Source organism: Streptomyces sp. NBC_01176 (assembly GCF_045039825.1).
GTDB lineage: Bacteria > Actinomycetota > Actinomycetes > Streptomycetales > Streptomycetaceae > Streptomyces.
In genome coordinates, this window is the sequence record NZ_CP108600.1 from 9,647,745 (window position 1) to 9,662,764 (window position 15,020).

Annotated in this window: 11 protein-coding genes; 1 reads left to right on the forward strand and 10 read right to left on the reverse strand. The window is 70.7% G+C overall.

Translation table 11 applies throughout. From position 1 onward, the window contains the following. Positions 1-33: 33 nt before the first annotated feature. Positions 34-876 (reverse strand): helix-turn-helix transcriptional regulator, encoded by an 843-nt coding sequence (locus tag OG199_RS42045; protein ID WP_405834201.1) that lies wholly within the window; start codon positions 874-876, stop codon positions 34-36. Between the two features lie 299 nt (positions 877-1,175). On the opposite strand from OG199_RS42045, the gene OG199_RS42050 reads away from it, so the two are divergent. Beyond that, entirely contained in the window at positions 1,176-2,198 is a 1,023-nt protein-coding gene (locus tag OG199_RS42050) for an aldo/keto reductase (protein ID WP_405834203.1), read from the forward strand. 144 nt (positions 2,199-2,342) lie between these two features. Here OG199_RS42050 and OG199_RS42055 read toward each other — a convergent pair whose 3' ends face one another. The 9 genes from OG199_RS42055 to dxs form a co-directional block, all read right to left on the reverse strand. Beyond that, entirely contained in the window at positions 2,343-3,680 is a 1,338-nt protein-coding gene (locus tag OG199_RS42055; protein ID WP_405834205.1) for an MFS transporter, read from the reverse strand. After that, a complete protein-coding gene (locus OG199_RS42060; protein WP_356801594.1) occupies positions 3,677-4,342 on the reverse strand; it encodes a winged helix-turn-helix domain-containing protein in 666 nt (221 codons plus the stop codon). Before OG199_RS42060 ends, OG199_RS42055 begins: the two co-directional genes overlap by 4 nt. A 127-nt stretch (positions 4,343-4,469) precedes the next feature. After that, a complete protein-coding gene (gene ligD, locus OG199_RS42065) occupies positions 4,470-5,438 on the reverse strand; it encodes a non-homologous end-joining DNA ligase (RefSeq protein ID WP_405834207.1) in 969 nt (322 codons plus the stop codon). Positions 5,439-5,714: 276 nt separating this feature from the next. Next, positions 5,715-6,920, reverse strand: a complete 1,206-nt coding sequence (locus OG199_RS42070) for a cytochrome P450 (RefSeq protein ID WP_356801596.1) — start codon at positions 6,918-6,920, stop codon at positions 5,715-5,717. Between the two features lie 403 nt (positions 6,921-7,323). Next, a complete protein-coding gene (locus OG199_RS42075; protein ID WP_405834210.1) occupies positions 7,324-8,409 on the reverse strand; it encodes a hypothetical protein in 1,086 nt (361 codons plus the stop codon). Between the two features lie 369 nt (positions 8,410-8,778). Continuing rightward, the gene (gene gap / locus OG199_RS42080) at positions 8,779-9,777 is read right to left on the reverse strand and encodes a type I glyceraldehyde-3-phosphate dehydrogenase (protein ID WP_405834212.1); all 999 of its coding nucleotides are present in this window, start codon (positions 9,775-9,777) and stop codon (positions 8,779-8,781) included. A 105-nt stretch (positions 9,778-9,882) separates the two neighbouring features. Then, on the reverse strand, positions 9,883-10,839 hold the full coding sequence (locus OG199_RS42085; protein WP_356801601.1) for a helix-turn-helix domain-containing protein: 957 nt from the start codon (positions 10,837-10,839) through the stop codon (positions 9,883-9,885). A gap of 5 nt (positions 10,840-10,844) precedes the next feature. Further along, positions 10,845-12,422, reverse strand: coding sequence for a DUF488 family protein (locus OG199_RS42090; RefSeq protein WP_405834214.1), 1,578 nt, complete (start codon positions 12,420-12,422; stop codon positions 10,845-10,847). A 336-nt stretch (positions 12,423-12,758) separates the two neighbouring features. After that, positions 12,759-14,651 carry a 1-deoxy-D-xylulose-5-phosphate synthase gene (gene dxs, locus OG199_RS42095; RefSeq protein ID WP_405834216.1) on the reverse strand — a complete coding sequence of 631 codons (1,893 nt, stop codon included), beginning with the start codon at positions 14,649-14,651 and terminating at the stop codon, positions 12,759-12,761. Between the last annotated feature and the right edge of the window lie 369 nt (positions 14,652-15,020).

Here is a 15,020-nt window from a genome sequence, read left to right on the forward strand (position 1 = left end):
CGCTGCGGGCGCCGGCGGATCCGGCCGGGCGGATCAGTCGCGGGTCAGATCCTGAAGGCCGACCACGCGCAGCAGTTCCAGCCGTTCGTAGGAGGTGGTGCCCGGACGGGCGGTGTAGACGATCAGCCGCTGGTCGTGTTCTGGATTCAGCAGTACCTCGCAGTCCAGCTCCAGCAGGCCGACGACCGGATGCAGGAAGCGTTTGACGTCGGTGCGGCGCACGGCGACGTGGTGGGCGTCCCACAAGGCCGAGAACTCCTCGCTGCGGGCGCGGAGCCGGCGTACGAGCGCTGCCAGCCGCACGTCGTCCGGGCGGCGGGCGAAGGTGGCGCGCAGGTCCGCCACGGCTGCGAGGGCGGCACGGTCACGGTCCTCGACCGGGAACAGCTCCCGCGCGGAGGGGTCCGTGAAGTACCGCCAGGTGGCGTTCCGCTCCGCCTCGGGGCGGACGGACGCGTCACCGTGGAGAGCCTTGGCCATCGCGTTCTGTGCGAGGACGTCACCGCGGTCGCTCACCACCTGGGCGGGAGTGTCGGTGAGCCGGTCGAGGACGAGAAGCAGGCCGCGGCGCACGTGCTCCGTGGTCGGCCGGTTGCGTGGGGGCTCCTCGCCGGCCAGATGGAAGAGGTGGTCCCGTTCGTCGCCGGTCAGTCGCAGCGCGCGGGCGACGGCGGCGAGCATCTGGCGGGACGGGCGTGAGCCCCTGGCCTGCTCCAGCCGCGTGTAGTGGTCCGTGGACATGCCCGCCAACTGAGCCACCTCCTCGCGGCGCAGTCCCGGCGTACGGCGCCGGACACCCTGCGAGAGCCCCACGTCGGCAGGGGCGAGTCGGGTCCGGCAGTGGCGCAGGAAGTCGGCCAGTTCGGTTCTGTCCACACCTCCACCATGCCCCGGGACGCCCCGGCGCAGCCAGGGACTGCCTGCCCCGGACAAGGACGCCTCTCCCGCCGGCGCCCGCACCGGGGCACGCTGGAGACCGGCTCGGCGGACCGGCGCCCCGCGGGTGCCACGAGACGGCACCGAAGAAATGTCGCGTGCCGCACGCGGCATCCGCACGCGGCATCCGCACGCGGTGTCCGCACGCGGTGTCCGCACGACGGCCGCATCCGCCTCCCGTCCGTGTGGCGGCGTTGGCGCATACGCAGATCCTCATCATGGCGAAAGGGAGATTTACCATGCGGTACCGCACGCTCGGCCGGACCGGAATCAAGGTCAGCCCCTATGCGCTCGGCGCATTGATGTTCGCCACGTCCGTCGGCAACCCCGACCCCGACGACTCGGTCCGCATCATCCACAAAGCGCTGGATGCGGGAATCAACCTCATCGACACCGCCGACGCCTACGGAGACTCCGAAGAGGTCGTCGGCAAGGCACGCAAGGGGCGACGGGACAACGTCGTCCTCGCGACCAAGGTGAGCCGCCCGATGGGTGACGACCCCAATCGACAGGGCGCCTCTCGGCGCTGGATCGTGACCGCGGTCGAGAACTCGCTGCGCCGTCTGCAGACCGACCACATCGACCTCTACCAGATCCAGCGGCCGGACCCCACCACGGACATCGAGGAGACACTCTCGGCTCTCTCCGGTCTGATCCAGAGCGGGAAAGTCCGTGCGACGGGGACGTCCACGATGCCGGCGTCCGACATCGTCGAAGCCCAGTGGGTCGCCGAGCGGCGTGGTCTGGAACGCTTCCGCACCGAACAGCCGCCGTACTCGCTGCTCAACCGCGGCATCGAACGCGAGGTGCTGCCGGTCACCCAGCGCTTTGGGATGGGCACGCTGGTCTGGGGCCCGCTCGGGCAGGGGCTGCTCACCGGGCGGGTCCGCAAGGGCCTGCCGAACCGACTCCGCCGCGCCGACTTCTTCGCACACCTCAACGACGAGCGCCGACTCGACACGGTCGAGCAGTTCATCTCGCTGGCCGAGGAGGCGGGCCTGCCCCTGACCCACCTCGCCATGGCGTTCGCGATCGCTCACCCCGGCGTGACCGCCGCGATCGTCGGGCCGCGCACGATGAGCCACCTCGACGACCTCCTCGCCGGTACGGAGGTGGCCCTCACCGACGACATCCTCGACCGGATCGACGAGATCGTCCCGCCGGGCACCGACGTCGGCACGCTCGACCAGGCGTACGTGCCTGAGGCTCTCCAGCAGGGGAGTCTCCGCCGCCGCGCCGTGAGCGAACGTACCGCCGCGTGAAGCGTGAGGGTTCTCGAGCAAGACGGCACAACGACCGTATCGACAGGGGGGATCGTCCTGCTCCGAAATCAAATCGCTCTCTCGGCCGAGCAGTTGCCTTTCCAAGGTAGGCAACTCGAAGTTCTTCCCGACCGCCTCACCCTGTCATGTCGTGAGATCCGCACGCGTCGACCGAACGGCTTCCTCGGAGTCCGGCTTCGGGGCACCTCGCCCACCCACACGGTCCATGTCGCGCCATTCCGGCCGCAGTCCAGCCAGGTTCGTGGTGAGGAAGTACGCGGTCCCGCCGGCGAGCAGCACCGGCGCGAGTCCGACGGAGGCCACCGCCGCGCCGGCGATCAGTCCCCCGAGCGGAATACCGGCCCAGGCCAGCGAGTCACCGAGCGCGTTGACCCGGCCCAGCATGCGGCGCGGCACCCGCTCGAACAGGACTGCTCCCAGTACCGGGTTGAGGAAGCCCGACCCGAATCCACTGACGGCGAACACGGCAAGGACCGCTCCCAACGGCGCGCCGGAGGCCAGAATCAGGAACCTCGGCGCCCCGGCCACCAGGAAGCCGGTGAAGAACACCACCCGGCGCGGCAGGCGGTGCGCCGCCACCGAGGCGATCAGACTCCCCGCTACCGCCGTCGCTCCCATCACACTGCCCATCAGACCGATCGCGGTCGGCCCGTTGCCGGACTCTCTGGCCCAGACGGGCATGAGCACCGTGGCGAATCCCGCGTCCAGCAGGTTGGTGACCCCGACCATGACGATGACGGTCAGCAGCAGCAACTCGCCACGCAGGAAGGTGAAGCCCTCGCCGAACCGTCGCCAGTAACCCGGTTCCGTCTCGCCGGCGTGCGACGGGTCCTCCTCGACCGCGTGCCCCATGCCACGAGGCAGCGCCAGTCCGATGATCAGTGATCCGAGAGCGAAACAGCCCGCGTTGACGACAAGACCCGTCATGGGGCCGAGCAGCGCCACCAGGGAGCCGCCGGCCGCCGGACCGACGGTGGACGCGAGCCGTTCGGTCACGCCGGACAGACCGGCGGCTCGCTCCAGCGGCACCCGGCCGCGCTCGGCAGCCTCCGGGACCATGACCTCCTTGGCCAGGTCTCCGGGGCCGCGGACCGCGCCGATCAGTGCGACCAGGGCCAGCAGGAGCGGAAAGGTGAGCAGGTCCAGGACGTGGAACAGGGGAACCGCGGCGGCCGCGGCCGCACTGGCCAGGTCGGTGGTCCAGGAAACGGCCCGTGGCCCGATCCGGTCCACCAGCGGCCCGGTGAACGCCTTGACCGCCACGTAGGGAGTCATCTCGCAGAAGGCGACCAGTCCGGTCTGGGTGGCGCTGCCGGTCGTGACGAGTACGAACCAGGGAAGCGCGACGGCGGAGACGCGCGTGCCCGTCAGCGACACGGCCATGGCCGCCAGCACCCCGCCCAGCGGCCGTAAGGACCGCTTGCCGGATATGCCGCCCGCGCCGGGGACGACTTCCGTCATGACCTCTCCGTTCCTGCCGCCTCCTGAGGACCGGGAAGGAGCTCCGGGGCGCCGGGCGCGTCCAGTTCGGGTATGAGGTGGGTGATGACGGCGACCCGCTCGGCTCCCTCCGGCGCGCTCGCCGCTGCCTCCGGCGTATCACTCCGGTAGCGGGCGACGACTGCCCGCAACTCCTCGCGCAGGGCGGCGGTCTCCTCGGGTGTGAGCCGCAGGGCCCAGTCGCTCATGTCGAAGGTGTCCCGCCACGCACGGGGCAGCGTCTGCAGCTCGTTGACCGCCCGTTGGGTACGAAGGGTGTACGCGGCGGCGACGGACTGCAGGTAGGTCAGGGCGGCGTCGGGCTCTCGCTCGGCCAGTTCCGGGTCGTTCAGCTCCGTCATCCGATGCAGCGAACGCCACCAGCGCTCGCGGGCGTTGCCCCGTTCCGTGTCCTCCTCGACGAAGCCGGCCGCGCCGAGCTGGCGCAGGTGGTAGCTGGCGGTGCCGGAGTTCACGCCGAGTCGCTCCGCGAGGCGGGTAGCCGTCGAGGGACCGTACTTCCGCAGCAGCCCGAGCAGGTGCACGCGCACCGGGTGGGCCAGGGCACGCAGTCCCTTGGCGTCCAGAACAACCGAGTCGGCCCCTGGTTTCGGACCCTCCTGCCCCGCAGGTGTGTCAGTCATAACGCGCACTCTAGACCGCAAAGACTTCTTCGCAAAGAGTTCTTCGCGAAGAAGTCTTTGCGGTTGCTGCGGGGGTCGTCACGGCGGCGCCGCACACCTCTCGCCCTGCCGCACGGGCTCGCACAGGTCACTCCAGCCGGGTCAGATCCGGCCGGAGCCGTTGCCAGACCGGATGGCGCAGACGGCCGGCCGCCGTCCACTCCGAGGCGGTGACCTCCGCCACCAGCCGCGGCTCGACCCAGTGCGCGCCGGCCACGTCGGGCCGGTCGATGAACGGGGGCGTCAAGCGCGGGATGACCGTGAGATACGCGCTCAGTTCGCCGATCTCGTGCTCCGACATCCCCGATCCCACCGATCCGGCGTACCGCAGTCCGGCGGGCCCGTCCAGGCCCACCAGTACCGCACCCAGCACACCTTCGGCCGCGCCTCTCCGCTGCGTCCAGCCGCCGATGATCACGTCCAGGGTCTCCATCCGTCTGGTCTTGCGCCAGTCGGCCGATCGGACCCCCGGCGTGTACGGGGAGGAGAGCCTCTTGGCGACCACGCCCTCCAGCCCTTCACGAACCACGGCGTCCCACACCTGCGCCCCGTTCCCGTGCACATAGGCCGGTGTCGACCAGTGCGGGCCGTCCAGCCCCAGCAAGGACAGGACCCCGCGCCGCTCGCCGTAGGAGGAGCCGAGCAGGGTGTGGCCGTCCAGAAACATGACATCGAAGATCATCAAATGGGCGGGGGAATCCAGCGCCAGCCGCGCGGCACGGCGGGCGTTGACCACGCCCATCCGGCGTTGGAGCAGCCCGAAGTCGGAGCGACCGGACCTGTCCAGGACCACGACCTCACCGTCCAGGACCACACCGCGCCCGTGCAGAACGCCGCCCAGAGCCTGCAGCTCGGGATAGGTCACGGTCACGTCGTTGCCCGCCCGCGAGACCAGCCGTACGGTTCCGTCGCCCGTCGTGGTCAGGACGCAGCGCGCACCGTCCCACTTGGCCTCGAACGCCCAGTCCGCGTCGGGCTCGGGCAGCGGGCCGGGCACGGCCAGCATCGGTGCGATCGGAGGAGGCGACCAAGGGGCGCCGGAGGAATTCGGGGCCATGGTCAGAATGATCGAACGGCAAGCGGATCTCCGCAGACCGAGGACCTCGCGTCCGGCCGTTCGGCCGAGCTCGACCGGTCTGTCCTCGGCATCGCTCCGTCGAGCTCCGTCAGCGCGCGGATGCGACACGGAGGAGCGATGGGGGAGTGCGGGTGACGCGGGGTGGACGCGCCCGTGTGCGCCGAGGCGCGGAGATCCGCCGGGTGGCCACGGTCGTCGTGGCCGCCCGCGTCTGCGGAGGGATGCTCGGTCTCCGTGGTCCTGGTCTCCGTGGCCCTACCAGGTCACGGGCAGCTCGATGGGGAAGCGTCGGATCGTCTCCGTGTCCCAGCGCACTTCCTCGGGCGGCACCGCCAGCCGCAGCTCCGGGAACCGCTCCAGCAACTGTCCGATGGCCACTTCGAGTTCGGCCATGGCCAGCGGCACGGCGACGCACAGGTGTCCGCCCCAGCCGAAGGTCATGTGCGGCAGGGCGGGCCGCTCCGGGTCGATGGTGTCCGGGTTCGGATAGCGCTCCGGGTCACGGTTCGCGGTCAGGTAGGAGACGTGGACGAAGTCACCCGCCCGGATCCGCACCCCGTCCATCTCCACATCTTCCAGTGCCACTCGTGGAATGCCGACCCCCTTACGGAAGGGAATGAAGCGGAGCAGCTCGTTCAGGACGGCAGTCAGGTTCTCCGGACGGCTCCTGAGGTGCTTCAGCAGCTCGGGACGGGTCAGGAGGAGGTAGGAGATGTTGCTGATCTGGCAGGTGGCCGTGTCGTGTCCGCTGAGCATCAGCGTCAGTGCCATGACCGCCAGTTCCCGGTCGTCGAGCGCGTCCTCGCCGTCCTTGGCGGTGGCGAGCACGCTGATCAGGTCGTCCCCGGGGGAGCGCCGCCGCTCTTCGACCAGGGCGCCGAAGTACGCCCGCAGCTCGGACTTGGCGGTCGCGGCGCTCTCGCGGCTGTCGGGGCCGGTGGAGAGCAACTGGTGGACGTACCGGTCCATCCGGGGCCAGTCGTCCTGGACGATCCCGAGAACGTCGCAGATGGTGTGCTGCGGCAGCCGGTTCGACAGATGGTGTGCGAGATCCGCGGGCGGTCCCTGTGCGGCCATCTCGTCGAGCAGGGTGTCCGCGAGGCGACTGATCCGCTGGCGCATCCGCTCCACATGCCCCTTGGTGAAGGCCTGTGATGCCAGGCGGCGCAGACGGCTGCTGTGCGGCGGATCCATGACGTTGATCGATTCCGGGGAGACGATCGGCTCCGGCGTCAGCCGCGGATAGTCGAACCCCATGATCCCCGCCCGGCTGAACCGCTGGTCGGTGGTCACCTGCCGCACCGCGTCGAACCCGGTGACCAGCCAGGCGTCGGCGTCGCCGTACGGCAGCCGGATCCGGGTGATGGAATCGCGGGCCATGAGCGCCGCGAGGGAGGGGTCGAATTCCAAGCCCGTACTGAAATCAAACGGACATACGATTGCTTTGCTGTTCGGGGGCATGACGCAGTTCTCTCCAGTTCCAGCTGCCTTCGCTATTCCATCGCTCCTCCATGCATATGCCATTTCCGCATCGCGCATCCGTCCAGGCACCTCGGCATGCGCTATTTGGCCCCCGCCTCCACCCCGTACTGGAGAGCGACGGGCAAGGCTCGGGCGCCCCGGGCATCCTGGGCCGGTGACCCGAGAAGGCGGAAACGGTCGGCGATCGGCAGTGGGCCACGTAGCCCGAACGGGCTCCTCATGTGCGGGGGTGACGATGACCTGATGCGGTGATGCTCGACTCCCCGCAGTCGCAGTCGCAGTCGCGGTCGCGGTCGCGGTCGCGGTCGCATTCGCCCTCGCGGTCGCTGACGGGCGGGGCGCGGCGCGTCCTCGCCGCTCGGAGCGCTGGGGGACGTCGCGCTCACCGTGAGACGCCGAGCCCCGCCCGCTCCAGCTCCTGTACGAGCAGGAGCAGGTCGGCGGGGGCGGCGGCGAGCCGGACCGGAGCTCCGGAGTCGAGGAGTTCGGCGACGTTCCAGTGGGCCGGCACGGTCCGCTCCATGAAGCGTTTCGGCCGCCGTATCCCCTGTACGGCGAAACGTCCCTCGGGTATCTCCTTGCCGCCGAAGCGGCCGGGACCGCCGTGGGACAATACCGCCATCGGCCCCGCGCCGACGGCGATATGGCTGCCCTGCAGACCCGGGTCGGATGGCATGCCCTGCAGGAAGCGGGCCGGCAGAACGACGTCCTCGCCCTCGGCCAGCGGGCGCGGCTCGAGGGGCGTTGTCCGGCCGCTCACCTGCCAGGCCCGCGCCAGCAGGACGAGCACCACGAGCAGGCCGACGGCCGCCACCGGTACCGCGACGGCACGGCCCGGCCGGGCTCCGGCGAGGGGCACCGCCCACAGGGCGGCGACACCGAGCGGCAGCAGGAAAGTGAACACGCTGGGCGACGCCGGTTCGTCCGCGGCGACGGGGCGACCGTCGCGGCGCCGGCGTACCAGCGTGAGGACGACGAGGGCGCCGGCCACGAGGACGCAGAAGACGACACCGCCGGCGATGCCCCCGGGACGCGGCACACCCTCGTTCGCGGTGTGCCGCTCGCTCGCGACCTTCATCAGGGCGCCGCGCCACCACGTCAGCGTGACGTGGTCGCCCGCCTCGAAGGCGGTGGCGGTGTCGTACGAGACGTTCAGCCGCTCCACGGGCCTTCCGCCCGAAAAGTACAGCCAGTCGTCCCTGTTGGACCGGTTCAGCTTGGCCGTGGTGCGCTCGATCACCGCGGGCAGCGTCGTCACGCAGTCGGCACGCACATCGACCGGTGCCGCGGCCGGGCACGGCGAGGCTGCCCGCCAGTCCCGGTCCCGCCGTTCCTCGGAGGACACTCCGACCACGGCGAAGCCGGCGGCTCCCGCGACCGCCAGCACGCACAGCAGAAGCGGCAGCAGCCGCGCCCGTACGAAGTGTCCCACCCGCCGGCGCGGGGCCGGCTCACTGATTCCCGACATGCGCCCGATGCTGCCACCTGCCGCACCCCCAGACAATGATCTAGGGACAACCCCGCTCGGCAACTGCCGTGTCCACGCGTAGGGTTTGGGTCCCGGACGGGCATGGACGTGCCGGCGGCCGACAGGTGGTCGCCCCGCGGGATCAGCACGCAACCATGCCTACGGGCACCAGTGAAGGCCGGCGCCGCTCCGACGCGATCCGCGCCTCATGGTCGCGCCGGCCGTGTCGACGGGCCGATGGCGCACAGCAGTTGGTTCCGCCGGCTCGCCCTGCCCGGGACGCGGCGGTCCCGGGCACCCGTGGTCGTCACGTATGGGGGAGCGGGGCGTCGGCAGGGCTCCGGCGCGCGGTGGCGGGCTGGTGAACGGTCAGCTGCCTGCCAGCAGTTCGAGCGTGTCGATCACGCGGTTCGAGAAGCCCCACTCGTTGTCGTACCAGGCGACCACCTTGATGTGGCGGCCGTCGACCCGTGTGAGGGCCGAGTCGAAGATCGACGAGGCGGGGCTGCCCGTGATGTCGGAGGAGACGAGCGGATCGTCCGAGTACTCGAGGACGCCGTTGAGATGTCCCTCCGCCGCGGCGCGGTACGCGGCCAGCACCTCGTCACGCGTCACATCGCGGCTGACGGTCGTGTTGAGTTCCACGATCGAGCCCACCGGCACCGGGACCCGGATCGAGTCACCCGACAGCTTGCCCGCCAGGTTCGGCAGGACGAGGCCGATCGCCTTGGCGGCGCCCGTCGTTGTCGGCACGATGTTGACGGGGGCGGCACGGGCTCGCCGGGCGTCACGGTGCGGACCGTCCTGCAGGTTCTGCTCCTGCGTGTAGGCGTGCACCGTCGTCATGAAACCGTGCTCGATGCCGGCGAGCTCGTCGAGGACCGCTGCCAGCGGCGCCAGCGCGTTGGTCGTGCAGGAGGCGTTGGAGATGATGGTGTGGGTGGCCGGGTCGTAGGCGTCGGTGTTCACCCCGAACGCGAGCGTGACGTCCGCTCCGTCCGACGGTGCGCTGACGAGCACCTTCTTCGCGCCCGCGTCGAGGTGCGCGCGGGCGGCCGTGGCCGACGTGAAACGGCCCGTCGCCTCGAGCACGACATCGACGTCGAGCTTCGCCCACGGGAGCTGAGCGGGTTCGCGCTCGGCAAGCACCGCGATACGACGGCCGTCCACGACGAGGGTGTCCCCGTCCACGGTCACCGGGCGCCCGAGCCGACCGGCGGTCGAGTCGAAGGCGAGCAGCCGCGCAAGACCGGCAGGCTCCGTAAGGTCGTTGACAGCGACGACCTCGAGGTCGCTGTCGCGCTCGAGCAGTGCGCGTAGCACATTGCGCCCGATGCGGCCGAATCCGTTGATGGCGATGCGAGTCATGAGTGGGGTGTCCTTTCTGTTCACCACCACGATGGCGCGCACGGCCCGCTCGTGGCATCGGCGGGAGCGCCATGGTCCGCAAGGATCCCGCCATCCGACGACGAGCTACTCGCCCCGGGCAAAAGTGCGTCGGTACTCGCTCGGGGTGGTGCCGAGGATGCGCTGAAAATGCATCCGGAGATTTGCTCCCGTGCCGAGACCGACCTCGGCGGCGATCTGCTCGACGCTCCGCTCCGAGCGTTCCAGCAGGGCGCGGGCCACGTCGATACGTGCGCGCCTGACCCACTCCATCGGGGTGTATCCCGTGTCCTCGTTGAAGCGCCGCAGGAAGGTGCGCGGTGAGACCGCCGCATGTCGAGCGAGGACTTCGAGAGTGAGGGGCTCGCCGAGTCTGTGCAGAGCCCACTCGCGGGTGGCGGCGAACCGTTCGCCGAGAGGCTCGGGAACGCTGCGCGGCACGTACTGAGCCTGACCGCCGCTGCGGTAGGGGGCCGCGACCAGACGCCGGGCCGCGTGGTTCGACGCCGCCACTCCGAGGTCGCCCCGCAGAATGTGGAGGCAGAGGTCGATGCCCGAAGCGGCCCCTGCCGACGTCAGCACCTTTCCCTCGTCGACGAAGAGCACGTTCTCGTCGACCTGAACGAGTGGATGCTTCGCCGCGAGCGCCCGCGTGTAGTGCCAGTGGGTGGTCGCGCGCCTGCCGTCGAGCAGGCCCGTGGCCGCGAGCGCGAAGGCACCCGTGGAGATGGCGGCGAGCCGTGCCCCCCGGTCACTGGCGGCGATCAGCGCCTCGACGACCGCCTGGGGCGGATCGTCGTCGGCCGGAGACCGGTAGCCGGGGATGAAGACGATGTCGGCCCACGTGAGCGCGTCGAGCCCGTCGGCGACGTGGTACGACAAGCCGTCGCCGCCGGTGACGAGGCCGGGCGCCGCGCCGCACACCCGTACCTCGTACGGCATGCTCGCGCGTGTCGTGAACACCTGCGCGGGGATGCCGACGTCGAGCGGTTTCGCACCACTGAGCACCAGGACGGCGACGCGGCGCAGACGAGAGGTGGGCACGAGTGTCAGCGTACGCGGAGCCCATGCGGGGGACGGCGGTGATAGGCCCGTTGAGCTGGGCGTGGGTCCGGGCAGCTGGTCTGTGCGCGGCTACGCGACGCGTCGCTTCGGCCCGTTGGCGTGTGCGCGGCTACGCGACGCGTCGCTTCGGGGCCGGCCGCACGCCCGGTCGTGAGGTGGGGCCGGACCGTGGCGGCCCCCATGGCGGCGATCACCAGCACCCAGACCACGCCGGCGACCCAGATTTCCCAGCGGCCCAGGGTGGTCATCCACGACGTCCCGGTCGTGCGCCCCAGTTCGTGGGTGGTCAGCGCGTACATGCCGATGGGGAAGACCAGGTTCCACCAGCCGAGCTCGTATCGGAAGGGAACCTTTCGCAGGCCGTGCCGCCATACGCCCAGAGCGAGCAGCAGCGGGATCAGCCAGCTGGCGAACGACCACAGGACGACGGACGATCCGGCGACGACCGAACGGGAGAGCAGCATGCTTCCCGCCGGGAGTGCGAGCAGCCTCGTCCCGGCGAGCACGCTGATCGCCGCCGCGCCCATGCAGATCCACGACGATGTCATGAGGTTCGCCGGTGCCACCGGCCGCGCCAGTAGCCTGGCCAGGACGATCGCGGCGGTCAGCAGGTACTGCATCAGCCCGATGCCCCAGCAGACCAGGGCCAGTACCTGCAACGGGTGGCTTGACGTCAGCCGGGCCAGACCCGCCGCCGCGACCGCCACCGACTGGGATCCGACCGCCCAGAGGAACCAGGTGCCGTTGACCTGGTCGAACGACGCGTCCCGCCGCGTGCTGGCGATCAGTCCGAGGGGAATCCCGTAGCCCAGCAGCAGCCACCCCACCGCCCCGAACGCCAGGAACCCCCCGGCCACCGAGATGTGTCCGTCCGCCACCATGCGGGCGGCGATCACATTGGAAGCGATGCTGATGGTGAGGAAGGCGAACGAGCGCGGCCCGACGAGATCGGCGACGAAGCGCTCCCGCCGGCGCAGCAGCCGCCACACGTAGGCGGGCAACAGCACCGCGCAACCCGCCAGGCCCACCACCAGCAGCGCGAGGGAGGCGGTGTGGGCACCGTTTGCGTTCAGGGCGGTGGACACGATGCCTGTGCCCATGACGAACGCGAACGCTCCCGGATTGAGGTTCGCGACCTTGGCGGAAACAGCCGCCCGGTATCCAGGCGGAGGCGGAGGCGCGGGTGGACCGGGCTCGGAAGGTTCGGCACCGGTGAGCCATTCCGCGAGTACGGCGGCATGGCTGTGATCCGCGTCCTCGGCGGCGGTCAGCAGGGTGAGCTTGCCGTCGTCGGCGAGGTCACGCAGGCGGTTCGCCGCCGACCGGTGTGCGGGATCGTCGAGTTCGGCGAGATAGCGGCGGCGGAACTCCGTGAAACGAAGGGGGTCATGGCCGTACCAGCACCGCAAGTCGGTGGATGGCGCCACGTCACTCAGCCACTCGTCGACACGCGCGTCGTCCCCGCTGATGTCCGGAGGCAGCACACGATCGACCAGCACCCGCCTGCCGTCCTCGAAAGACGTCCGCTCATGGACTCTGCGACAGGTCACCTGCTTGGCCATGACGCACCTTTCGCGGGTGGGTGACCCGGGCCGTCGAGGCGATCGGCGCTGCCTGCCCCGCGGCGGGGCCCTTGCCCTGGGTTCGGCCCGCTCTCAGGAATGTCGATGCCGGTGGGCCACAGTTGCGAGCATCAGCAGCGTGCGTCACCGCACATCCGCCCTTCCGGCAGGTCCATTCTAATGAGGCTCCGATCGAACGGCTCAGGCTGCGTGCCGCGGAGGGCACGCACAGGACGGCGCGGTGCACGCACAGGGCACCGCGCCGCCCCGAGCCGCTACGGAACGTGGTGTGCGACTACCCGGTGTTCCTGGGTGGTCGCGGTACGGGCGCCATGACTACGTACGTCCCGGCCGCGTGGAGCCGACCGGCACCGCGGTGACAAGGGCCCGCGCGATGGACTGCGCGGTCAGGCCCGCTTCGGCGAGGACTTCGGCGCGGGTCCCCTGCTCGGGGAACCCGTCGGTCACTCCGAAGACGCGCAAGGGGACCTGGAGGTCGGCCTCGTGCAGGGCCTGGGACACCGTTGCCCCGATGCCACCGTTGCGGAGGCCGTCCTCGACCGTGGCGACCAGCACGTGATCGGCGGCCAGCCCCAGCAGCTCGGCCGGAAGCGGCTTGACCCACCGCGGGTCCACCACGGTGACCCGCACACCCTGCTCGGCGCAGAGCTCCGCCGCCTCAAGGGCGACCTTCGCCATCGTGCCGACCGCGATCAGCAGGACGCCGGTGCCCTGAGCCTCGCGCAGCACGTCCACCCCGCCGACCCGGCGGACCGCGGGGAGCGTCGGTGGCACCGCGCCTCTGGGGTACCGCAGGACCGTCGGCGCATCGGTGACCGCGACGGCCTCTCCCAACTCCTCCCGGAGGGTGAGGACATCGCGGGGAGCCGCGATGCGCAGGCCCGGGACGGCCTGGAGCGTCGCCAGATCCCACAGTCCGTTGTGGCTGGGTCCGTCGTCGCCGGTGACACCGGACCGGTCGAGGACGAGGGTCGCACTGAGCCGCTGCAGCGCCAGGTCCATCAGCACCTGGTCGAGTGCGCGGTTGAGGAAGGTTCCGTAGACGGCGACCACCGGATGCGACCCCGCCATGGCCAGTCCGGCGGCCGAGGCGACGGCGTGCTGCTCGGCGATCCCGACGTCGAAGAACCGCTCCGGATACCGGGCGGCGAAGTCCCTGAGGCCCACCGAGCCGGGCATGGCCGCGGTGATCGCCACGATCTTCCGGTGCTGTGCCGCCAGCGACACCAGTTCCTCGCCGAACGCCGCCGACCAGCTCGGACCACCGGGCCGCAGCGGGCGGCCGGTCCGCGGGTCGATGGCGCCCACGCCGTGCAGATGGTCCTCGTCGTCCTGCTCGGCAGGCGTGTAGCCCAGCCCTTTGCGGGTGACGCAGTGGACGATGACGGGTGCGCCGTGATCCTTGGCGCGTTCCAGGGCCGCTTCCAATGCCGGGATGTCGTGCCCGTCGACGGGGCCCAGGTACTTCAGGCCCAGATCGGAGAAGAGCGGCTGCGGCGCGAGGGCGTCCTTGAGCCCTTCCTTGGCGGCGTGCAGAGTGCGGTAGACGGCCCGCCCCGGCGTTCCGGCGCCGCCCAGGGTCTGTCTGCCCCATCCGAGCAGTCGCTCGTAGCCGGCGTGCGTGCGCAGGGCCGCCAGGTGCTGGGCGAGTCCGCCCACGGTCGGTGCGTACGAGCGTCCGTTGTCGTTGACGACGATCACCACGGGCCGCCCGGGTGCCGCCGCGATGTTGTTGAGTGCCTCCCAGGCCAGCCCGCCGGTGAGTGCTCCGTCGCCGACGACGGCGACGATGTGCCGGTCCGTTTCCCCCGCAAGCTCTCTGGCCTTGGCCATGCCGTCGGCGTAGGACAGGGCCACCGAGGCGTGGGAGTGCTCGATGTGGTCGTGCGCGGACTCCTCCCGGCTGGGGTATCCGGACATTCCGCCGCGCCGGCGCAAGCCCGGGAACCGATCGGCCCGACCGGTGACGATCTTGTGGACGTACGCCTGATGCCCGACGTCCCACAGCAGTGTGTCGCGTGGTGAGTCGAAGACCCGGTGCAGTGCCAGGGTGAGCTCCACCGCGCCCAGATTGGGCCCCAAGTGGCCACCTGTGACCGCCACATGGCGGATCAGGAAGTCGCGGATCTCCCCGGCGAGCCGGATCAGCTGCGCACGGCTGAGACTCCGCAGATCCGAGGGTTGGTTGATGCCTGCCAGCAGCGTCATGCCACTGCTCCTCCTTGATGCTGAACCACAGAGCTTCGACGGCGACCGTGCGCGCAGGGCGGTGCGTGCGCGTTCTGTGACGTGGAGGGCGATTCAGCCCCTGATGCGTCGGCGACGGGTATGGCGCGAGGCGCGGCGAACCTGATGACCGCGCGGAGGAGACCGAGGGCCATCGGCCCCGCGACGGCCGCGGAGTTCGACGCCGAGCCTGAGGCCTGCGCGCGGTCGACGTCACTCCCGTCCCGACCGCCCACGACGAACTCCGCTTCCCGGTCCTCGTCGTGGAGTACCGGAAGACGGCCCCATCGAACTCGGCGTGTCCGGCGGCAGGTTGCGACGTGAGTGGGTGGGTGCCGATCGTTGCGTGAT